Origin of the sequence: Ramlibacter aquaticus (assembly GCF_015159745.1) — a bacterium.
GTDB classification, from domain to species: Bacteria; Pseudomonadota; Gammaproteobacteria; order Burkholderiales; family Burkholderiaceae_C; genus Ramlibacter; species Ramlibacter aquaticus.
In genome coordinates this window covers 1-21,030 of record NZ_JADDOJ010000041.1, presented here as the reverse complement: position 1 = coordinate 21,030, position 21,030 = coordinate 1, and the positions used below count along the sequence as shown (strand labels likewise).

Here is a 21,030-nt window from a genome sequence, read left to right as displayed (position 1 = left end):
TTCAGGCCTTGACGTCGAGGATGGGGGCCAGGCCCCCGATGCGCCTCAGTCGTCCTCGACCGTGCCCAGCCCCGGGAACAGGACGTCGGTGAAGCCGAAGCGCGAGAAATCGCGGATGCGCATGGGGTACAGCTTGCCCATGAGGTGGTCGCATTCGTGCTGCACCACGCGGGCGTGAAAGCCCTCGGCGACGCGCTCGATCGGATCGCCGTAGGGGTCCAGGCCGCTGTAGCGGATGCGGGTCCAGCGCGGCACCACGCCCCGCATGCCGGGCACGGACAGGCAGCCCTCCCAGTCCTCGGCCTCCTCGTCGCACAGCGGCGTGATCACCGGGTTGCACAGCACGGTGCGCGGCACCGGCGGCGCGTCCGGGTAGCGCGGGTTGGGCGCGTCCGTGCCGAAGATGACCAGCTGCAGGTCCACGCCGATCTGCGGCGCCGCCAGCCCTGCGCCATTCGCCGCCCGCATGGTGTCGAACATGTCCGCCACCAGCCGGTGCAGCGCGTCGCTGTCGAACTCGGTCACCGGCTGCGCCACGCGCAGCAGGCGCGGATCGCCCATCTTCAGGATTTCATGCACCGCCATCGAGCAACTCCTTCATGCCGGCTTCGTCCAGCACCGTCACACCCAGGGCCTGGGCCTTTTCCAGCTTGCTGCCGGCCTCTTCGCCGGCGATCACATAGTCCGTCTTCTTGCTCACCGAGCCGGCCACCTTGGCGCCCGCGGCTTCCAGCATCTCCTTGGCCGCTTCCCGCGAGAGCGTGGGCAGCGTGCCGGTGAGCACCACCGTCTTGCCGGCCAGCGGCCTGGGCGCCTGCTGCGCCGGCTCGCCCTCGGGCCAGTGGATGCCGCAGGCACGCAGCTGCTCCACCACCTCGCGGTTGTGCGCCTGCTGGAAGAAGGTGTGGATGCTCTCGGCCACCACCGGGCCCACGTCGGGCACCTCCAGCAGCTGCTCCACGCTGGCATCCATGATGCCGTCCAGGCGCCCGAAATGGCGCGCGAGGTCCTTGGCCGTGGCCTCGCCCACGTGGCGTATGCCCAGGCCGAACAGGAAGCGCGGCAAGGTGGTGGCCTTGCTGTGCTCCAGGGCCGCCAGCACGTTCTGGGCCGACTTGTCGGCCATGCGGTCCAGGGCCAGCAGGCCGTTCAGGCCGATGCGGTACAGGTCCGGCAGGGTGCGCACCACCTGGCCGTCCACCAGCTGGTCCACCAGCTTCTCGCCCAGGCCCTCGATGTCCAGGGCGCGGCGCTGCGCGAAGTGCAGCAAGGCCTGCTTGCGCTGGGCGCCGCAGAACAGGCCGCCCGTGCAACGGTAGTCGGCCTCGCCCTCCTCGCGCACCGCCTCGGAGCCGCAGACCGGGCAGCGGTGCGGCATGGTGAAGGGCGGCGCATCGTGGCTGCGCCGGTCGGGCACCACGGCCACGACCTCGGGGATCACGTCGCCGGCGCGGCGCACGATCACGGTGTCGCCGACGCGCACGTCCTTGCGCCGCGCCTCGTCCTCGTTGTGCAGGGTGGCGTTGGTCACGGTGACGCCGCCCACGAACACCGGGGCCAGCTTGACGACGGGCGTGAGCTTGCCGGTGCGGCCCACCTGCACCTCGATGGCCTGCACCGTGGTCATCTGCTCCTGGGCCGGGAACTTGTGTGCCACTGCCCAGCGCGGCTCGCGGCTGACGAAGCCCAGCCGGCGCTGCAGGGCCAGGCTGTCGACCTTGTAGACCACGCCGTCGATGTCGAAGGGCAGCGCGTCGCGCTCGGCGCCGACCGCCTGGTGGAAGGCCACCAGGTCCTGCGGGCCGTGGCACACGCGCGTGCGGGCGCTGACGGGAAAGCCCCAGTCGCCCAGCTGCCGCAGCGCGTCGTGGTGGCTGGCCCAGTCGGGGCCGCCCTCGGCCGCCGGCGTCACCTCGCCCCAGCCGTAGGCGAAGAAGCTCAGGGGCCGCTGGCGTGCGATCGCCGGGTCGAGCTGGCGCACCGCGCCCGCCGCCGCATTGCGCGGGTTGACAAAGGTCTTCTCGTTCTTCGCGCCGCGCGCGATCTTCTCGCGCTGCTGCTCGTTGAGCCGCTCGAAGTCGTCACGGCGCATGTAGACCTCGCCGCGCACCTCCAGCACCGGCGGCGCACCGGCGCCCAGGCGCAGCGGAATCTGGCCGATGGTGCGCATGTTCTGCGTCACGTCCTCGCCGATCTCGCCGTCGCCGCGCGTCGCCGCCTGCACCAGCACGCCGTTCTCGTAGCGCAGGTTGATCGCCAGGCCGTCGAACTTGAGCTCGGCGACATAGGCCAGCGGCGGCTCGGCCTCGGCCAGCCCCAGCTCGCGCCGCACGCGGGCGTCGAAGTTGCGGGCACCGCTGGCCTCGATGTCGGTCTCGGTGCGTATGGACAGCATGGGCACGCGGTGGCGCACCTTGGCGAAGCCGTCCAGCACCGCGCCGCCCACGCGCTGCGTGGGCGAGTCGGCCGTCACCAGCGCCGGGTGCGCGGCCTCCAGGGCCTGCAGCTCGCGGAACAGGCGGTCGTACTCGGCGTCCGGGATCTCGGGCGCGTCCAGCACGTAGTAGCGGTGGGCGTGGTGGTGCAGCAGCGCGCGCAGCGCATCCACCTGCTCGCGGAGGTCCGGCGCGTCCATCTCAGGAGAACAGGCGCCGGGCCTGGGGCGAGCCGGCCGAAAGGTCGCGCGCGTCCAGGATGTCGTAGAGCTTTTCCAGGTCGGCGCCGATCACGTCCAGGCCCTCGGGCTGGATGATGGCGCCGTTGTCGTCGGTGATCACGCCTTCCATGGCGGTCGCCAGCGCGACGGCGGCGTCGCGCATGCGCGCGAAGGGCTGTTCGCTGCGTTCGACCTGAGGGACGTCCAGGCTGAGCGTCACGTCGCGCAGCGCCGACTGGGTCGGGTCGTCGGCCATGGCGGCCTGCGTGTCGAAAGACAGGCCCAGCATGGGCGGCAGGCCCTGCGTGGCGGCAGGCAGCACCAGCCGGCCCGGGATCACGCCCGGCACGAAGCCCAGGCGCACCGCGTGCTGCTGCACGTAGCCGGGGCTCCAGGCGGCCTGGCGCGCGCGCAGGGTGAAGCTCAGCTGCGCATCGTGGTCGCAGGCGAACTGGTCCAGCTCGCGCGCGCGGGCCACCTCGGCCAGCATGTCGGGCAGGTCCAGCGCGCCGCCCACGGCGTCGGCGAAGGCCTGCGCCTTCATGACGAACTCGGAATACTCGATCTCGTTCAGGTGGCCGGTGCGGTTGGCCAGCTGCACCCCGGCCTGGAAGGCGGTGTAGCGGCGGCCGGGCTGCGGCGTCTCCCACTCGCCGGTCTGCGCGTTCTGGCCCTCGATGGCCATGGGCTTGCTGCCGGCACGACGGGTGTGCGGCATGGCCGCGAGCGCCGCGTCGCCGGAGACGGGCTGCTCCACGGCGATGGGCGCGATGGCGTCGATGAGCGCGTCCAGCGCAGGCCGTTTCTCGGGCACCGGCAGCGGCGTGGCCTCGTCCAGCACCGGCTCCTGGCGCTGCCCGGGCTCGACCGGGTCCTCGCCCGCGGGGGCCTCGGCCTGGCGCGGGGTGTTCTTGCGCGAGGTCCAGGTGTTCCAGGCCACGACGCCGGCCAGCACCACGCCGCCGAGCGCGGCCATCCCCATGCTGAATGTGCTCAAGCTGCGGCCTCGACCATGGACACCGCCGACTCCATATCGACGGCGACGATGCGCGAGACACCCTGCTCCTGCATGGTGACCCCGATGAGCTGTTCGGCCATTTCCATGGCGATCTTGTTGTGGCTGATGAAGAGGAACTGGGTTTCGCGGCTCATGCTGGTCACGAGTTTGGCATAGCGTTCGGTGTTGGCGTCGTCCAGGGGCGCATCCACCTCGTCCAGCAGGCAGAACGGCGCCGGATTGAGCTGGAAGATCGCGAACACGAGGGCGATGGCCGTGAGGGCCTTCTCGCCGCCCGAGAGCAGGTGGATGGTCTGGTTCTTCTTGCCGGGCGGCTGGGCCATCACCTGCACGCCCGAATCGAGGATTTCGTCGCCCGTCATCACCAGCTTCGCGTTGCCACCGCCGAAGAGCTCGGGGAACATGCGGCCGAAGTGTTCGTTGACGGTGTTGAAGGTGCCGCCCAGGAGCTCGCGCGTCTCGCCGTCGATCTTGCGGATCGCGTCCTCCAGGGTGTTCATGGCCTCGGTGAGGTCGGCCGACTGGGCGTCCAGGAACTGCTTGCGCTCGCGGGCGCTGGTGAGCTCGTCCAGCGCGGCCAGGTTCACCGCCCCCAGCGCGGCGATCTCGCGGTGCAGGCGGTCGATCTCGGACTGCAGGCCGGCCAGGCGGACCTTGCCCTCCTCGATGGAGCGAGCGATGGCGTCCAGGTCGGCCCCGGCGTCCGCCAGCATCTGGGCGTACTGCTCCAGGCCCAGGCGCGCGGCCTGTTCCTTGAGCTGGAAATCGGTGATGCGCTGGCGCATCGGGTCCAGCTCGCGCTCGAGCTGCAGGCGGCGCTCGTCGCTGGCGCGCAGCTTGGCGGTGAGGTCGTCGTACTCGCTGCGGCGGGCGCCCAGGATCTGCTCGCGCTCGGACTTGAGCGAGAGCGCGGCCTGCAGCCCGGCTTGCGCGGCCGCATCGGTCAGGCGAGAGAGCTCTTCCTCGGCCCGGGCGCGGTCGGTGGCCAGGGTGGTGGCCTGCTGCTCGGCGTCGGCGATCGCGCGCTGCAGCTCGCCCCGTCGCTGGGCGACGGAGCGTTGCGCGAACTGCGCCTCCTGGGCCCGCCGCTCCAGGCCGCGCTGCTGTTCGCGGCTCTCGGACAGCTTGCGCTCGGCCTCGGTCACGCGCTCGTCCAGCTGCGCATGCCGCTCCTGGGCATCGGCCAGCTGCATGTCCAGCTCCTCGAAGCGGGCCTCGGCGGTGACGCGACGCTCTTGCAGCTGTTCGAGCTGGGCGTCCACCTCGGCGAGGTCGGCCGCGATCTGCTCGCTGCGCGCGCGGGTCTGCTCGGCCAGCTGCGAGAGGCGCAGGGTTTCGACCTGCAGGTCGTGTGCGCGGCTCTGCGATTCGGAGGCCTCGCGCCGTGCCAGCACCAGGCGCTGCGAGGCGTCGGTGTAGGCGGCCTCGGCGCGCACCAGGGCGCCGCGCGCCTCCTCGGTGATGAGCGCCTGGGCGCGAAGCTGCTTTTCCAGGTTCTCGATCTCCTGCTGGCGCGCGAGCAGGCCGGCCTGCTCGGAATCCTGCGCGTAGAAGCTCACGCTGTGCGCGGTGACGGCGTGGCCGCTTTGCAGGTAGACCACCTCGCCCGGCTGCAGCCGGGCCCTGGCGGCCAGCGCCTCCTCGAAGCTCGCGGCGGTGTAGCAGCCGTGCAGCCAGTCCGCAAAGAGGGCCTTCTGGCCGGCGTCGTTCAGGCGCAGCAGGTCGGCCAGGCGCGGCAGTGCAGCGGGCGCCTCGGGGCTGCCGGCCTGCGGCGGGCTGTAGAAGGCGAGCTTGGCGGGCGGCGCGTCGGTGGCGAAGGCGCGCACCCGGTCCAGCACGCCCACTTCCAGCGAATACATGCGCTCACGCAGCGCCGCCTCCAGCGCGCTTTCCCAGCCCTGCTCGATGTGGATGCGGCTCCACAGCCCTTGCAGGCCGTCCAGCCCATGCCTGGCCAGCCAGGGCTTGAGCTTGCCGTCGGTGCGCACCTTCTCCTGCAGGGCCTTGAGCGCCTCCATGCGGGCGGACAGGTCGGACTGCTTGTGGACGTCGGCGTTCAGGGCCTGCTGGCGATGGCGGCGGTCCTCGTCGAGCTGGGGCACCTGGTCCTGCAGCTCGTGCAGGCGGGCTTCGGCCACCTCGGCGGCCTCCTGGGCCGCGCCCAGCTGCTGCTGCAGGTTGGCCAGCCGCTGTTCGTCGGGCGCGGCCAGGGCATTGCGGTCGGCCACCAGCTTTTCCCGCCGCAGCGTGGCCTGCCGGCCCTGCTCCTCGATGTTGCGCTGGTCGGCGGCCAGCACCTGGATCTGCTGCTGCACCTGGGCGACGGCGCTGCGCTGCCCGGTGGCGCGAGACTGGGCCTGGCGCAGCCCGTCCTCCAGTTCGGGCAGGCGCATCGCCTGCTCCTCGACCTGGGCCGCCAGCAGGATGGCCTGCTCCTCGGCCTGCACCTCGTCGCCGGCCAGGCGCTCCATCTCGTCCAGCGCGTCCTGGCGGCGGGTGGACCACAGGGCGGATTGCTCCTGCAGCTGCACCAGGCGCTGCTCGACCCGCTGCCGGCCCTCGACCACGAAGCGGATCTCCGCCTCCAGGCGCCCCACCTCGGCGCTGGCCTCGTACAGCTGGCCCTGGGCCTGGTTCACCTGGTCGCCGGCCGCGTAGTGGGCCTGGCGTATGGTTTCCAGCTCGCTCTCGATGCGCCGCAGGTCGGCGACGCGGGCCTCCAGGTCGTTCACGGCCTTGGCCGCGTCGGCCTGCACGCGCGCCTGTTCGGTCTCGGCCTCGGCCCGCTTGAGGTACCACAGCTGGTGCTGGCGCAGCGTGGCCTGGGCCTGCAGGGTGTTGTACTGCTGCGCGACCTCGGCCTGGCGCTCCAGCTTTTCCAGGTTGGCGTTGAGCTCGCGCAGGATGTCCTCGACGCGGGTCAGGTTCTCGCGCGTGTCGGACAGGCGGTTCTCGGTCTCGCGGCGGCGCTCCTTGTACTTGGAGACGCCCGCGGCCTCCTCCAGGAACAGGCGCAGCTCCTCCGGCTTGGATTCGATGATGCGGCTGATCGTGCCCTGGCCGATGATGGCGTAGGCGCGCGGGCCCAGGCCGGTGCCCAGGAACACGTCCTGCACGTCGCGCCGGCGCACCGGCTGGTTGTTGATGTAGTAGCTGCTGGTGCCGTCGCGCGTCAGCACGCGCTTGACGGCGATCTCGGCGAACTGCGCCCATTGGCCGCCGGCCCGGTGGTCGGCGTTGTCGAACACCAGCTCGACGGAAGAGCGCGAGGCCGGCTTGCGGGTGGTCGTGCCGTTGAAGATCACGTCCTGCATGGACTCGCCACGAAGCTCACTGGCGCGCGACTCGCCCAGCACCCAGCGCACCGCATCCATGATGTTGGACTTGCCGCAGCCGTTGGGCCCCACCACGCCCACCAGCTGCCCGGGAAGCATGAAGTTGGTGGGTTCGGCGAAGGACTTGAACCCCGAAAGCTTGATGGAATTGAGACGCACGGGCCTGCCCTGGAAAAGCTGACGGAAGCAGAAGCCGCCGGATTGGGCCCGGCGGTGGGCGGAATCATAAAACACCCCCCGCGTGCACCGTCTTTGTGCCACAGAGCGGGGTCACGCGCATTTGTCATATGACAAAACCGCTGGACCTCCAAGGGTAACCCCAGCGATTTCGGCGCCCGTTGCATCCAATCCCGATACTGATACGTATACATACATTCGACACACTTCCACAGCCATGACACACCTTCCCATGACAACGTCCTACGCGCCGGCCTGGGTCGCGCTGTCCTTCCTGATTTCCGCCACGGGCGCCTTCGTCGCGCTGACGGCCGCGGCCCGCATCGCCCAGCCGGGCCGGGCCCTGGACCGCATCAACCTGCTGGCTGCGGGCGCGGCCCTGGGCGGCATCGGTATCTGGTCCATGCACTTCGTGGGCATGCTGGCGGTGCATGTGGACATGGGCGTGTCCTACTCCCTGCCGGAAACGATCGCCTCCCTGCTCTTCGCCGTGGTGGGCAGCGCGGCCGGTCTGCTCTGGGTGGCGCGTGACCCGCGCAGCCTGGGCCGCACGCTGGGTGCGGGCCTGCTGCTGGGTGTCGCCGTCGTCGTCATGCACTTCCTCGGCATGGCCGGCATGCGCTTTGGCGGCGTGTTCGAGTGGGATGCGACGCGAATCGCGATCTCCGTCGTGATCGCGGTGGTGGCCGCCACGGCCGCCCTGACGCTGGCCTTTCGCGTCCGTGGCGTCCCGGCGCGCGCCGTCGCCGCGGCCATCATGGCCGTGGCCGTGGGCGCGATGCACTACACCGGCATGTCGGCCGCCACCTTCATCTGCACCACCACCGACCCCTCGGCCTTCCCGGTGGGCGCCACCCTGGTTCCCTCGCTGGAACTGCCCGTCATGGTGACACTGCTGTCGCTGGGCCTCGCGGTCATCATCGCGATCGACCAGGCCTTCCAGCGCTTCTCCCACCCGGTGACGGCCCGCGGATGAGCATGGCGCGCGGCCATAATGGCCTGCGCCCCATGCCCGACGCCAAGAAAAAACCCTTCTCCATGATCCGCGAGTTCCAGCTCGCGGACTGGTTCACCCTCGGCAACGCGGTGAGCGGCGCAGGCGCTCTGTTCTCCGCGATGTCGTATGTGGCGACCGGCGAGATCCGGCACGTTCACTACGCCGCGGCCCTGGTGTTCGCCGCCCTGGTGTTCGACGTGCTCGACGGCCGGGTGGCCCGCTGGCGGCACCGCAGCTCACCGCTGGGCCGCGAGCTCGACTCCCTGGCCGACGTGATCTCCTTCGGCGTGGCCCCGGCGGCGCTGGCCTATGCCTGCGGCATGCGCAGCCTCTGGGACCGCGTGCTGCTGGGGTACTTCATCGCCTGCGGCGTCTCGCGGCTGGCCCGCTACAACGTCACGGCCGAGACGATGGCCGACGAAAGCGGCAAGGTCAGGCATTTCGAGGGCACGCCCATTCCCACGTCCTTCGTGCTGGTGGTCGGCCTCGCCTGGGCCGCGACCGAGGGCGCGCTGGGCCCCCAGATGGCCCTGGGCGCGTTCAGCCTCGCCGGGCACGCGGTGCACGGGTACGCGCTGCTGTACGCACTGTCGGGGTCGCTGATGATCAGCCGGATCCCCGTGCCCAAGCCCTAGGGTTCTTGAATCAGATCCGACCGACTCAGTCTTCCTCGTCGTCGGCCAGTTCTTCCTCCAGCTGTTGGCGCGCCGCCTGGAACTTCGCCAGAGTCTCGCGAACTTGTTCGTGCGCAAGACGATCACCCTCCAGCGCAAGTTCGCGGTAGAGGTCACCGGTAAGCCATTTCCTCGTGAAGTATTCAACGTCCCTCAGTTTGACGAGCTCGATCTCCGGATTGGCGACCGATCCGGAAGCGCCAGCGGCATGCTGGACCAGGGCTTGCGGAACAACGAAGACTTTCCAACCACGTGCACGAGCCGTGAAAGAGAAATCGCTGTCGGAACAGATGAACCGCATGTTCCGGTCGAACATGCCGACTTCACGGACCATGTCCATGCGAAGCATCATGCAGGCCCCATTGGCCCAGAAGGTCTCGAACGGATACTCGTAGCTGTCGATGGGGTCTGTCCGATGGCTGCCCAAAGGCCAGGCCTGGAGCGATCCGCCCCAGTAGGTATGCCGGGTCGTGCGACTGAAGCTCAGCGGGTCCGAGAGGCCTCCCCAGCGCCCCGGCTCCTTGATGGCCTCGTACTGCAGCGGACACGCAATGCCGCAGGCCGGGTTCTCTTCCAGAAAGGCGACCAGCTGCTTCACGCAGTCCGGCTCCATGTACGCGTCCTGATTGAGGATGATCACGTACTGGACCGAAGGGTCGCACACGTACTTGCGAAGCCCTTCGTTGACGGCGGCCGTGAAAAGTATGTTGTCGTCGCTGTTGTCGCGCACGAACGCTTCACAGGGCAGGTGCGTCTGCGACTTGATCGCGGCTCGACACTTCTCCAGCTTTTCAGGTGCCCTGAAGTACGGAATGATGCAGGCAACCTTGGAGGCGGCGCTCATCCGAATCGGGCCTTCAATTCGCGCCCCACGCGTTCGAGTACGGGCCCCCATTGACGATCATCGCTTTGCCTGAAGAGGCGAATGCTTTGATACCAGGGGCTGTCCTCCCTGCCCAACAGCCAGCGCCAGTCGGGCACCATCGGAACCAGCACCCAGGTCGGCCGTCCCATAGCCGCGGCCAAGTGGGCCACACTCGTATCGACCGTCACGATCACGTCCATCAGTTCGCAAACCGCGGCGGTGTCGGCGAAGTCGGCGAGCTCGGGGCCGAGAAATCGGATGCCCGAGCCGCGCAGCCATTCCTTGTCGGGCAAGCGCAGGTCCTTTTGCAGCCCGAAATAGTCAAATCCCGAAGGCAGAATCGGCAGCAGCTTTTCGAGCGCGATGGTGCGGAACACGTCTTTGGGGTGCGTTGGGTTGCCGCTCCACACCAGTCCCACTCTGGGCTTGCGGCGCGGCCCCAGTTTTGCCGACCAAGTGGCGACCTTCGCCGGGTCCGAGGAAAGGTAGGGGCCGGGCGAAGGAATGTTTTCCAGCTTGGTGCCAAAGATCCTGGGGAGGGACATGATGGGCACCCAAAAGTCTGTCTTGGGCGGCGATTGAGGGTCGAACGGGATCACCTCATCGGCCCCCTCGATCTGTCTCAGTACCGGCAGAAGCCCCGGATCGACATAGAGGACCACCCTTGCACCCTTCGCCTTGACCAGCGAGGCGTACCGGCTGAACTGGATACCGTCACCCAAGCCCTGCTCGCCGATCAAGACGACGGTCTTGCCGCTGAGGTCCTGCTCGCCCGTCCACTCCCGGCCTTTGTCAAACTGCGCTTCGATGACCCACGGGAATGCCTTTCGCCGGGCCTCGTAAAGCCGCCAACCCGCCTCGAAATCCCCACGCAGCAAATTCTGCAGGCTGAGGTTCCAAAGTGCAGCGGGAAGCCCCGGCTTCAGGCGCTCCGCGAGGGAGAACGCGTCGGTTGCCTCTTCAAAACGACCGAGTTCCTGCAAGGCGAAGCCGCGCAGCAGCGGATGGCTGGACTCCGTCGGATCGAGGCGCGCGGCCTCCGTCGTGGATTCGATCACCTGCTCCATGTCGAAGCTGGAAATGAATGACATGGCGTAGTCGTGGTGGGCCGTAGCGTCGGCAGGCGCCAAACGAATGACCTGTGCAAAGCTGTCGCGCGCCCGCCGCCACTCGCCGATCCTGGTCAACACCCGGCCCAGTTTCTTGTGCGTCTCGACTGCCTCGGGCCGCAGGGCCAAGGCACGCTGCAGCGATTCGATCGCCGACTCGTCGTCGTCCATTTCCACGTGCAAGTCCGCCAACTGAACCCAGCCCTCGAAATTCTGCGAGTCCTTGGCCAGCACGCCCTTGACCATGGCCAGTGCCCGCTGGCGCTTGCCCTGGGCCTTCAGCGCGACGGCCCGCTCCAGGGTCATCTCCTTGTTCGCTGATTTCGAGGCTTTGGTCGTCGCCGAATCGGCCGTCTCTGGCGGCGCCTGCAATTCCGTCAGTGCCGGCGCCAGCACCAGGTCCGGGCGTGCCGCCTGGAACAGCGTGCTCCGGATCAACGGCGACACCATCGACGACGGATAACCAGCGCGTAGCAACTGCTCCCGCAAGCCCAGCATCACGCGAGCCCATCGGAAGATGCCGAGTTTCTCCTGGGCGCGCACGGCGCCTGCATCCTGATAGAAGCGCTCGAGCCGGCGCTGTATCTGTTGCGAGTTGAGCGGCTTGCCCTTGTAGCCCAGTTGAGCGTTTGGAACGGCCTGCTGGACGCGCAGGCTCAAGTCTTTGGTGATCTTGTCGATTTGGCTCATACACACATGACAGGTGCTGGCCCTCCCACCTCGGCCAGACGGATGCGGCGGCTCAATAGCCGCGCCGGGACCTGACGTTAAGGCCTGATACCCGGCCTGTCAAAGGGCGGATGGTGCGCAACAGCCGCCAGACCCCGGTTGGCGGTGCTGGGATAATCCTCCCATGAATCCCCTGTTGGACCGCCTGCAGCCCTATCCCTTCGAGCGGCTGCGGCAGTTGTTTTCGGGCATCACGCCCAACCCCGAGTATCGCCCGATCAGCCTGGGCATCGGCGAGCCGCGCCACCCCACGCCGCCTTTCATCAAGCAGGCGCTGGTCGAAAGCCTGGACGGCCTGGCCAGCTACCCCGCCACCGCCGGGGACCTGGCGCTGCGCGAGGCCTGCGCCCGCTGGCTGGGGGCCCGCTACGACATCGCGGTCGACGCGGCCACGCAGGTGCTGCCCGTGAACGGCTCGCGCGAGGCCCTGTTCTCGTTCGCCCAGGCCGTGCTGGACCCCTCGCGCGACCCGGTCGTGGTCTGCCCCAACCCGTTCTACCAGATCTACGAGGGCGCGGCCCTGCTCGGCGGCGCCACGCCCTTCTATGCGCCCAGCGACCCGGCCCGCAACTTCGCGGTCGACTGGGACAGCGTGCCCGAGGCGGTGTGGCAACGCACCCAGCTGGCCTTCGTCTGTTCCCCCGGCAACCCGACCGGCGCCGTGATGCCGCTGTCCGAGTGGGAAAAGCTCTTCGCCCTGTCGGACCGGCATGGGTTCATCATCGCGTCCGACGAGTGCTACAGCGAGATCTATTTCGGTGACGAGGCCCCGCTGGGCGGCCTGGAGGCAGCCGCCCGCCTGGGCCGCACCGACTTCCGCCGCATGCTGGCCTTCACCAGCCTTTCCAAGCGCAGCAACGTGCCCGGCATGCGCAGCGGCTTCGTGGCCGGTGACGCCAGCCTGGTCAAGCGCTTCCTGCTGTATCGCACCTACCACGGCAGCGCCATGCCGCCTCCGGTGCAGAAGGCCTCCATCGCCGCCTGGGGCGACGAGGCGCACGTGGCCGCGAACCGCGCCCTCTACCGCGAGAAATTCGCCCGCGTGACCCCGCTGCTGGCCCCGGTGCTGGACGTGCGCCTGCCCGATGCCGCCTTCTACCTCTGGGCCGGCGTGCCGGGCGACGACGCGGCGTTCGCCCGCGAGCTCTACGCTCAATACAATGTCACCGTGCTGCCCGGCAGCTACCTGGCCCGCGAGGCCCAGGGCCGCAACCCGGGCGCCGGCCGCGTGCGCATGGCGCTCGTCGCCGCGACCGAGGAATGCGTGGAAGCCGCCGAACGCATCGTCCAGTTCACCCGAAACTTCAAGAAATAGACCGAGCCATGACCCAGCAGCTCCAGCAGACCATCGACACCGCATGGGACAACCGTGCCCAGCTTTCCGCCGCCTCCGCCCCCAAGGAGGTGCTGGACGCGGTGGAGCACGTCATCGCCGAACTGAACCACGGCCGCCTGCGCGTGGCGACGCGCGAGGGCGTGGGCCGATGGACGGTGCACCAGTGGATCAAGAAGGCGGTGCTGCTGTCCTTCCGCCTGAAGGACAACGCGCCCATGCGCGCCGGTGACCTGGCCTTCTACGACAAGGTGCAGACCAAGTTCTCGCACCTCTCGGCCGAGGAAATGGCCGCCACCGGCGTGCGCGTGGTGCCCCCGGCTGTGGCGCGCCGCGGCAGCTTCATCGCCAAGGGCGCGATCCTGATGCCCAGCTACGTCAACATCGGCGCCTACGTGGACGAAGGCACCATGGTCGACACCTGGGCCACCGTGGGCTCCTGCGCACAGGTCGGCAAGAACGTGCACCTCTCCGGCGGCGTGGGCCTGGGCGGCGTGCTGGAGCCGCTGCAGGCCAACCCGACCATCATCGAGGACAACTGCTTCATCGGCGCCCGCTCCGAGATCGTCGAGGGCGTGATCGTCGAGGAGAACTCGGTGATCTCCATGGGCGTGTACATCGGCCAGAGCACCCCCATCTACGACCGCGCCACGGGCGAGGTGAGCTACGGCCGCGTGCCCTCCGGCTCGGTGGTGATCTCGGGCAGCCTGCCCAAGGACGGCGGCCGCTACAGTCTGTACGCGGCCATCATCGTCAAGCGCGTGGACGCACAGACCCGCGCCAAGACCAGCCTGAACGACCTGCTGCGCGACTGATGGACGGCGGCACCGGCCCCGGAAGGACGATCCCATGAGCACGATGGAGCGCATCCTGCGCCTGATGAGCGAGAAAAAGGCGTCCGACGTCTACCTGTCGGCGAACGCGCCCGCGCTCATCAAGATCAACGGCCAGTGCCTGCCGATCAACAACCAGCTCCTGCCGCCGGACGCGCCCAAGGCGCTGCTGGCGGAGGTGCTGCCGGCCCGGCGCATCACCGAGCTGGAGGAGACCGGCGAGCTGAACCTGGCGCACGCCGTCGAGGGCGTGGGCAACTTCCGCATCTCGGCCATGCGCCAGCGCGGCACCTACGCCGCCGTGATCCGCTACATCACCACGGAGATCCCGGCCCTGGCCAGCCTGCAGGTACCCATGATCCTGGGCGACCTGATCATGGAGAAGCGCGGCCTGATGCTGATGGTCGGTGCCACCGGCGCCGGCAAGAGCACCACGCTCGCGTCCATGATGGACTACCGCAACGAGCGCACGGCAGGCCACATCCTCACCATCGAGGACCCGGTCGAATTCCTGTTCCGCAACAAGAAGTCGGTGGTGAACCAGCGCGAGGTCGGCAGCGACACGGAGTCCATGCAGGTCGCGCTCAAGAACGCCCTGCGCCAGGCGCCCGACGTGATCCTGATCGGCGAGATCCGCGACCGCGAGACCATGTCCGCGGCCATCGCGTACGCCCAGTCGGGCCACCTGTGCCTGGCGACCATGCACGCCAACAACAGCTACCAGGCGCTCAACCGCGTGCTGAGCTTCTACCCGGTCGAGGTGCGTCCCACCATGCTGGGCGACCTGGCCGCCGCGCTCAAGGCCATCGTCTCGCAGCGGCTGCTGCGCACCGTGCACGGCGGCCGTGCGCCCGCGGTGGAGGTCATGCTCAACACCAAGCTGGTGTCCGAGCTGATCGAGAAGGGTGACTTCTCCGGCATCAAGGAGGCCATGGAGAAGTCCATGGCCGAGGGCTCGCAGACTTTCGAGCAGGACATCGCGCGCCTCATCATGGAGGGCGTGGTGGACCGCAAGGAGGGCCTCGCCTACGCCGATTCGCCCACCAACCTGCAGTGGCGGCTGCAGAACGATTTCTCGCCCAAGGACAAGCTGGTCACCGAGGACGGCGCCTCGGACGAGGACCTGGCCGACGAACCCTCGTTCACCGAGATCACCCTGGACGTGAAGCAGTGAGCCGCGCCCTGCAGCTGACCGAGCAGCTCATCTCGCGCCGCTCGGTCACCCCCGAAGACGACCAGTGCCAGCGCATCCTGGCCGAGCGCCTGCGTCCGCTGGGCTTCAGCTGCGAAACCCTGATGAGTGGCCCGGACGAATTCCGCGTCACCAACCTGTGGGCCCGGCGCGCCGGCCGCTCGCCGCGCACCCTGGCCTTCGCAGGCCACACCGACGTGGTGCCCACCGGCCCGCTGGACCAGTGGACCAGCGATCCCTTCAGCCCCACGCACCGCGAGGGCCGGCTCTACGGCCGTGGCGCGGCCGACATGAAGACCTCGATCGCGGCCTTCACCGTGGCCGTGGAGGAATTCCTGGCCGCCGAGCCCGATCCGGCGCTTTCCATCGCCCTGCTCATCACCAGCGACGAGGAAGGTCCCAGCGTGGACGGCACCGTGGTGGTCTGCGAACACCTGGCCCGGCGCGACGAGCGCCTGGACTGGTGCATCGTGGGCGAGCCCACCAGCGTGCAGAACCTGGGCGACATGATCAAGAACGGGCGCCGCGGCACCCTGAGCGGCAAGCTCACGGTGCGCGGCATCCAGGGCCACATCGCCTACCCCCAGCTCGCGCGCAACCCGATCCACCAGGCATTGCCCGCGCTGGCCGAACTCGCTGCCACCGAGTGGGACCGCGGCAACGATTTCTTCCCGCCCACCGGTTTCCAGGTCAGCAACATTCACGGCGGCACGGGTGCGACCAACGTCATTCCCGGCACGGTGGTGATGGACTTCAACTTCCGCTTCTCCACGGAGTCGACCGCCGAAGGCCTGATGGCGCGTACCGAGGCCGTGCTCCAGCGCCACGGGCTGGACTACGACTTGAAGTGGGTGCTGGGCGGCCAGCCCTTCCTCACCCGGCCCGGCGAACTGGTCGACGCCCTCAAGGGCGCGATCCAGGCGCGCACGGGCGTGGACACCGAGCTGTCCACCACCGGCGGCACCAGCGACGGCCGCTTCATTTCCCGGATCTGCCCGCAGGTGGTGGAGTTCGGCCCCATCAACGCCAGCATCCACAAGATCGACGAGCACGTGGCGGTGGCCGACATCGAGCCGCTGAAGGACATCTACCGGTCCACGCTCGAACGGCTCGACGCCCTCCTGAAATGACATTGTTCGAACTGGTGGAGGCCGGCGCGCAGCGCCTGGCCGATGCCGACATTTCCTTTGGCCACGGCACCACGAACGCCTACGACGAGGCCGCCTGGCTGACCCTGTGGCGGCTGGGCTTGCCGCTGGACGGCCTGGAGGCTGCGGGCGAGACCGCGGTGACGGCGGACCAGGCCGCCCAGGTCGACGCACTGTTGGCCGAGCGCATCGCGACCCGCAAGCCCGCCGCCTACCTCACGCACGAGGCCTGGCTGATGGGCGTGCCCTTCTACGTGGACGAGCGGGTGATCGTGCCGCGCAGCTTCATCGCCGAGCTCGTGGCCGAGGGCGGCATCGACCCCTGGCTGTCCGACCGCACCCGCCGCGTGCTGGACCTGTGCACGGGCAACGGCAGCCTCGCCGTGCTCGCCGCCATGGCCTGGCCGGACGTCACCGTGGACGCGGCCGACATCTCCCAGGACGCGCTGGCCGTCGCACGCATCAACGTGGACAAGCACGGCCTGGCGCCACGCATCCATCTCCTGCAGTCGGACGGCCTCGCGGCCCTGCCCGGCCCCTGGGACCTGGTGCTGTGCAATCCGCCCTACGTGAACAGCGGCAGCATGCAGTCGCTGCCCGCCGAGTACCGCGCCGAGCCCGCGCTCGCCCTGGCCGGCGGCGAGGACGGCATGGACTTCATACGCGCCCTGCTGCGCGACCTGCCCTCGCGCCTGTCCGAGGACGGCGTGCTGGTGCTGGAGATCGGCAACGAGCGCGCGCATTTCGAGCGCGCCTTCCCCGACCTGCTGCCCGTGTGGTTGGAAACCAGCGCCGGCGAGGACCAGGTGCTGCTGCTCACCCGCGACATGCTCCCCGCATGATCACGCTGCGCAACGTCACCCTGCGCCGCGGCGCCAAGGTGCTGCTGGACCGCGTGTCGGCCACCCTGAACCCGGGCGAGAAGGTCGGCCTGGTCGGCCGCAACGGCGCCGGCAAGTCCACGCTGTTCGCCCTGCTCAACGGCAGCCTGCACGAGGACGGGGGCGAGTTCTCCATGCCGCCGACCTGGCGCCTGGCGCAGGTGGCGCAGCACATGCCCGAGACCGACGAGCCCGCCACCGCCTTCGTGCTGGCCGGCGACACGCGGCTGATGGCGCTGCGGGACGCACTGGGCCAGGCCGAGGACTCGGGCGACGGCATGGCGATCGCGCAGGCGCACGTCGACCTGGGCGACGCCGGCGAGCATGACGCCGTGCCCCGCGCCCAGGCCCTGATCCTGGGCCTGGGCTTCAGGCCCGACGAGCTCGAGCGGCCCGTGAACAGCTTCTCGGGCGGCTGGCGCATGCGCCTGCAGCTCGCCCGGGCGCTGATGTGCCCCTCCGACCTGCTGCTGCTGGACGAGCCCACCAACCACCTGGACCTGGACGCCCTGGTCTGGCTGGAGGCCTGGCTGCAGCGCTACGCCGGCACCCTGGTGGTCATCAGCCACGACCGCGAATTCCTGGATGCGGTGACGACCGTGACGCTGCACATCGAGCGCCAGCAGCTCACGCGCTACGGCGGCAACTACAGCGCCTTCGAGACCATGCGGGCCCAGCAGCTGACACAGCAGCAGAGCTCCTACACCCGCCAGCAGGAAAAGATCGCCCACCTGCAGCGCTTCATCGACCGCTTCAAGGCCAAGGCCACCAAGGCCAAGCAGGCGCAGAGCCGCGTCAAGGCGCTGGAGCGCATGGAGAAGATCGCGCCGGTGCTGGCCGAGGCCGACTTCAATTTCGAGTTCAAGGAGCCCGCCAACCTGCCCAACCCGATGCTCGCCATCAGCGACGGGGTGTTCGGCTACACGGGGGAGGACGGCAGCGAGAAGGTCATCCTGCGCGGCGTCAACCGGTCCGTGCTGGCGGGCCAGCGCATCGGCATCCTGGGGGCGAACGGCCAGGGCAAGTCGACCCTGGTCAAGACCATCGCGCGGGAACTGAAGGCGCTGGGCGGCACCTTGACCGAAGGCAAGGGCCTGAACATCGGCTACTTCGCCCAGCAGGAGCTGGACGTGCTGCACCCCGAGGACACGCCGCTCTCGCACATGACGCGCCTGGCGCGCGAGCTGGCGGCCACGCCGGGCGACGTGGCGCGCGAGCAGGAGCTGCGCAACTTCCTGGGCACCTTCAATTTCTCGGGCGACATGGTGCAACAGGCTGTCGGCACCATGAGCGGCGGCGAAAAGGCCCGGCTGGTGCTGGCCACCATGGTCTGGCAGCGCCCCAACCTGCTGCTGCTGGACGAGCCCACCAACCACCTGGACCTGGCCACGCGCGAGGCGCTGTCCGTGGCGCTGAACGAGTTCGAAGGCACGGTGATGCTGGTCAGCCACGACCGGGCCCTGCTGCGTGCGACCTGCGACGAGTTTTGGCTGGTGGCCCGTGGGGTGGTGACGCCTTTCGATGGCGACCTGGACGACTACCAGCGCTTCCTGCTGGACGAAGCCCGGCGCCAGCGCGAGGAGAGCCGGGGGGCGGCCCGCCAGAAGGACGAGCCTGCCGCGAACGGCGCCCAGCAGCGCAAGGACGAGGCGCAGCAGCGCCAGGCCCAGGCGGCCCGCAGCCGGCCGCTGCGCAAGGAGCTGGAGAAGGCCGAGAAGCGCATGGCGGAACTGGGCGCCGAGAAGGAGGCCCTGGAGGCCAGCTTCAACGCCACCGCCGACCCGGCGCAGCTGGCCGAGGCCGGCCGCCGGCTCAAGGCCGTGAACGAAGCCTTGCAATCCGTCGAGGAACGCTGGCTCGAACTCACCACCGAGTTGGATACCATGGGCTGATGCCCACCGCACTGCAGATGGCCCGGGGCGACCCGGCCCTGGAAGACGCCGTCCGACGCAGCCGCCGGCTGCTCACCCGACGCGCACTGGTGGCCGGCGCGGCCAGCGTGGTGCCGGTGCCCGGCCTGGACTGGGCGGTGGACGCGGCCATGCTGTCCCGGCTGGTGCCCGCCATCAACGCCGAGTTCGGGCTGACGCCGGAACAGATCGAGGCCCTGCCGCCGCGCAAGCGCGAACAGGTGCAGAAGGCCCTGGCCCTGGTGGGTTCGGTCGTCGTCGGCAAACTCGTCACCCGGGACCTGATCCTGCGCATGGCGACGGCGCTGGGCAAGCGGCTGACCGTGCAGCAGGTGGCCAAGTACGTGCCGCTGGCCGGCCAGGCGGTGTCCGCGCTCATGGGCTACACCGCCCTGCGCTACCTGGGCGAAGAACAGATCAAGGACTGCGTGCGCGTGGCGCGACAGGCGCATCTGAAACTGCCTGCACCGTCCCGGCCCGGCAGGTAGAATCCGCCCCCTATGGAGAGCGAAGGATGAGCGGCCGCGTCGGCTGGTGCCTGGGAATCGCGGTGGGGCTTGCCGTGGTGTCGCCTGCGCTGCTCGCGCTGGGCGGGTTCACCGCCGGCGACGTGGGCGTCGTGCAATGGTGGTTCTTCGCCATCCCCGAGCAGCTCGAAACCCTGCTCGGCACGCCCCGCAACGCGCGGCTCGCGGTGTACCTGGCGTGCTACGCCTTCCAGTACTTCACCGTCCTCTACCTGCTGGCCACCGCCCTCTACGAGATCCAGCGCCCTCGCGGCATCGAGGCGAAGAAGGCTTTCGAGGAAGCCGTCACGCGCTTCCACGAAGACTGAGGCGGGCGGGCCGCGGGCGGGCCGGCCGCATCCAAGTCTTCGAACGAGACTCGCACGGGCTGCAACCCGGCAGCCGACACGGCCGCCGTTGCGTAACGCTCCCCATCCCGAGGCCGGGGCTCAGTGCGGCTTCAACTGCTCCAGGCGGGCATCGACGAAAGCCACCAGCGAGGCCGGCAGCCGGCCGCCTTCGCGTGCACGCTGGAACGCCTGCAAGGCATCTCCATCGCGGCCCAGGGCCTGCAGCGAGATCCCGATGCCCACCAGCCAGTTGGGCATGGCCGGGTCGCTGCGCAGCGCCGTCAGGAAGCGCTTCACCGCCTCGTCGTGGCGGCCGGTGCGCTGGAGCATCACCGCGTAGAGCGCGTTGAAGCCCGCGTCGTCGCCGGCGTGCGAGGCACCCTGCTCCAGAGTCGCCAGCGCGCCCGCGCTGTCGCCCTGCTCCACCTGCAGGCGGGCCAGCGTGGTCCACAGCGAGGGCCGCTCCGGGCTCTGCTGCGTGCCTTCGCGCAGCAGAGCTGTGGCTTCGCCCAGGCTGTTGCTTTCGATCAGCAGGTTGGCCAGCGCCTGGCGCGCCGCGCCGTTCGCCGGGTTCGCCTGCAGGGCGCGGCGCAACAGCGGCCGCGCCTCGATGCCGTTGCCCTGCTGGAGCATCAGCAGCGCCTGCTTGTAGAGGTTGTCGGATTGCTGCTGGGGGCCCACCGAGCGTTCCAGGCGGCCGTCGGCCGTGGGCGTGGCCGCCGCCACCTCGACGCCCGGCGCGTTGGTCGCCGACTTGACGATGCCAGGCGCCATCACGACGGCCTTGGGCTCGGGCCGGGCCTTCGCGTCTACCTTGGCGACGCGCGTGGCCGATTCGGCGGCGGGCTTGGCCGAAGCCTCCTGCGGCACGGGCTTGTCGCTGGATTTCTCGACCGGCTTCTCGCTGGCCTTGCTGGCGGCGACCTTCTCCAGGCCCTTGTCCACCGTCTTCCCGGGTGCCTTCTCCGCCAGCTTGGGGGCCGGCTTATCGTCGGGCCGGGCCGCCGGCGTATCGGCGGGTGTGGCGGCCTTGGCGACCACCACGGGCGCTGCCTTAGCGGCGGCCGCTGTGGCTGGCTGCGCCACGGGCGCGGGAGCACGGGCTGCCACCTCGGTGGCCTTGGCCGGCGCGGAGCCCGGGATGGCCGCCACGGCCACCGCGGCTGGCGCCGCAGCCGGGTTCGTCGCTGCCGAGGGGGCTTGTGCGACTGGCGCCGACGCGACGGCTTGAGCGGTCACGGGCGCTGGCGCGGCGGCGGGTACCGGTGCCGGTGCGACCGCAGGGCCCGCGGCCATCGCCACCGGCACCTGTCTCTT

17 protein-coding genes are annotated in these 21,030 nt (G+C 69.5%); 10 read left to right on the top strand and 7 right to left on the bottom strand.

Annotated features, from left to right (window positions below):
• Nucleotides 1–45: 45 nt before the first annotated feature.
• Genes def through smc form a run of 4 tightly spaced genes read right to left on the bottom strand, consistent with a single transcriptional unit; the run spans nt 46 to nt 7,168 of the window.
• On the bottom strand, nt 46–585 hold the full coding sequence (gene def, locus IM725_RS11360) for a peptide deformylase (RefSeq protein ID WP_193780710.1): 540 nt from the start codon (nt 583–585) through the stop codon (nt 46–48).
• Nucleotides 572–2,635 (bottom strand): NAD-dependent DNA ligase LigA, encoded by a 2,064-nt coding sequence (gene ligA / locus IM725_RS11355; RefSeq protein ID WP_193780709.1) that lies wholly within the window; start codon nt 2,633–2,635, stop codon nt 572–574. Before ligA ends, def begins: the two co-directional genes overlap by 14 nt.
• 1 nt (nt 2,636) lies before the next feature.
• Nucleotides 2,637–3,653 carry a cell division protein ZipA C-terminal FtsZ-binding domain-containing protein gene (locus tag IM725_RS11350; protein ID WP_193780708.1) on the bottom strand — a complete coding sequence of 339 codons (1,017 nt, stop codon included), beginning with the start codon at nt 3,651–3,653 and terminating at the stop codon, nt 2,637–2,639.
• Entirely contained in the window at nt 3,650–7,168 is a 3,519-nt protein-coding gene (smc, locus tag IM725_RS11345) for a chromosome segregation protein SMC (RefSeq protein WP_193780707.1), read from the bottom strand. The genes IM725_RS11350 and smc overlap by 4 nt, the downstream gene beginning before the upstream one ends.
• Nucleotides 7,169–7,418: 250 nt before the next feature.
• Between smc and IM725_RS11340 the strand changes: the two genes are divergently transcribed.
• Nucleotides 7,419–8,162, top strand: a complete 744-nt coding sequence (locus tag IM725_RS11340) for an MHYT domain-containing protein (RefSeq protein WP_227753754.1) — start codon at nt 7,419–7,421, stop codon at nt 8,160–8,162.
• 32 nt (nt 8,163–8,194) lie between these two features.
• Entirely contained in the window at nt 8,195–8,818 is a 624-nt protein-coding gene (gene pssA, locus IM725_RS11335; RefSeq protein ID WP_193780705.1) for a CDP-diacylglycerol--serine O-phosphatidyltransferase, read from the top strand.
• Nucleotides 8,819–8,843: 25 nt separating this feature from the next.
• On the opposite strand, the gene IM725_RS11330 is transcribed toward pssA, so the two are convergent.
• Both IM725_RS11330 and IM725_RS11325 read right to left on the bottom strand, forming a co-directional pair.
• Nucleotides 8,844–9,701, bottom strand: a complete 858-nt coding sequence (locus IM725_RS11330) for a glycosyltransferase family 2 protein (RefSeq protein ID WP_193780704.1) — start codon at nt 9,699–9,701, stop codon at nt 8,844–8,846.
• Nucleotides 9,698–11,521, bottom strand: coding sequence for a DUF7017 domain-containing protein (locus IM725_RS11325; RefSeq protein ID WP_193780703.1), 1,824 nt, complete (start codon nt 11,519–11,521; stop codon nt 9,698–9,700). The genes IM725_RS11330 and IM725_RS11325 overlap by 4 nt, the downstream gene beginning before the upstream one ends.
• A 163-nt stretch (nt 11,522–11,684) precedes the next feature.
• Between IM725_RS11325 and dapC the strand changes: the two genes are divergently transcribed.
• Genes dapC through IM725_RS11285 form a run of 8 tightly spaced genes read left to right on the top strand, consistent with a single transcriptional unit; the run spans nt 11,685 to nt 19,692 of the window.
• Nucleotides 11,685–12,875: a succinyldiaminopimelate transaminase gene (gene dapC / locus IM725_RS11320; RefSeq protein ID WP_193780702.1), complete on the top strand. Its 1,191-nt coding sequence runs from the start codon at nt 11,685–11,687 to the stop codon at nt 12,873–12,875.
• Nucleotides 12,876–12,883: 8 nt separating this feature from the next.
• Nucleotides 12,884–13,708 carry a 2,3,4,5-tetrahydropyridine-2,6-dicarboxylate N-succinyltransferase gene (gene dapD / locus IM725_RS11315; protein ID WP_193780701.1) on the top strand — a complete coding sequence of 275 codons (825 nt, stop codon included), beginning with the start codon at nt 12,884–12,886 and terminating at the stop codon, nt 13,706–13,708.
• A gap of 34 nt (nt 13,709–13,742) precedes the next feature.
• Complete coding sequence (locus tag IM725_RS11310; protein WP_193780700.1) at nt 13,743–14,900, top strand: PilT/PilU family type 4a pilus ATPase; 1,158 nt, start codon at nt 13,743–13,745, stop codon at nt 14,898–14,900.
• The gene (dapE, locus tag IM725_RS11305; RefSeq protein ID WP_193780699.1) at nt 14,897–16,048 is read left to right on the top strand and encodes a succinyl-diaminopimelate desuccinylase; all 1,152 of its coding nucleotides are present in this window, start codon (nt 14,897–14,899) and stop codon (nt 16,046–16,048) included. Before IM725_RS11310 ends, dapE begins: the two co-directional genes overlap by 4 nt.
• Nucleotides 16,045–16,908 (top strand): 50S ribosomal protein L3 N(5)-glutamine methyltransferase, encoded by an 864-nt coding sequence (prmB, locus tag IM725_RS11300; RefSeq protein WP_193780698.1) that lies wholly within the window; start codon nt 16,045–16,047, stop codon nt 16,906–16,908. Before dapE ends, prmB begins: the two co-directional genes overlap by 4 nt.
• Nucleotides 16,905–18,839 carry an ABC-F family ATP-binding cassette domain-containing protein gene (locus IM725_RS11295; RefSeq protein ID WP_193780697.1) on the top strand — a complete coding sequence of 645 codons (1,935 nt, stop codon included), beginning with the start codon at nt 16,905–16,907 and terminating at the stop codon, nt 18,837–18,839. Before prmB ends, IM725_RS11295 begins: the two co-directional genes overlap by 4 nt.
• Complete coding sequence (locus IM725_RS11290) at nt 18,839–19,345, top strand: hypothetical protein (protein WP_193780696.1); 507 nt, start codon at nt 18,839–18,841, stop codon at nt 19,343–19,345. The genes IM725_RS11295 and IM725_RS11290 overlap by 1 nt, the downstream gene beginning before the upstream one ends.
• Nucleotides 19,346–19,371: 26 nt before the next feature.
• Entirely contained in the window at nt 19,372–19,692 is a 321-nt protein-coding gene (locus IM725_RS11285) for a hypothetical protein (RefSeq protein WP_193780695.1), read from the top strand.
• 120 nt (nt 19,693–19,812) lie between these two features.
• Here the strand turns inward: IM725_RS11285 and IM725_RS11280 are convergent, their stop codons facing one another.
• Nucleotides 19,813–20,757, bottom strand: a complete 945-nt coding sequence (locus tag IM725_RS11280) for a tetratricopeptide repeat protein (RefSeq protein ID WP_193780694.1) — start codon at nt 20,755–20,757, stop codon at nt 19,813–19,815.
• Between the last annotated feature and the right edge of the window lie 273 nt (nt 20,758–21,030).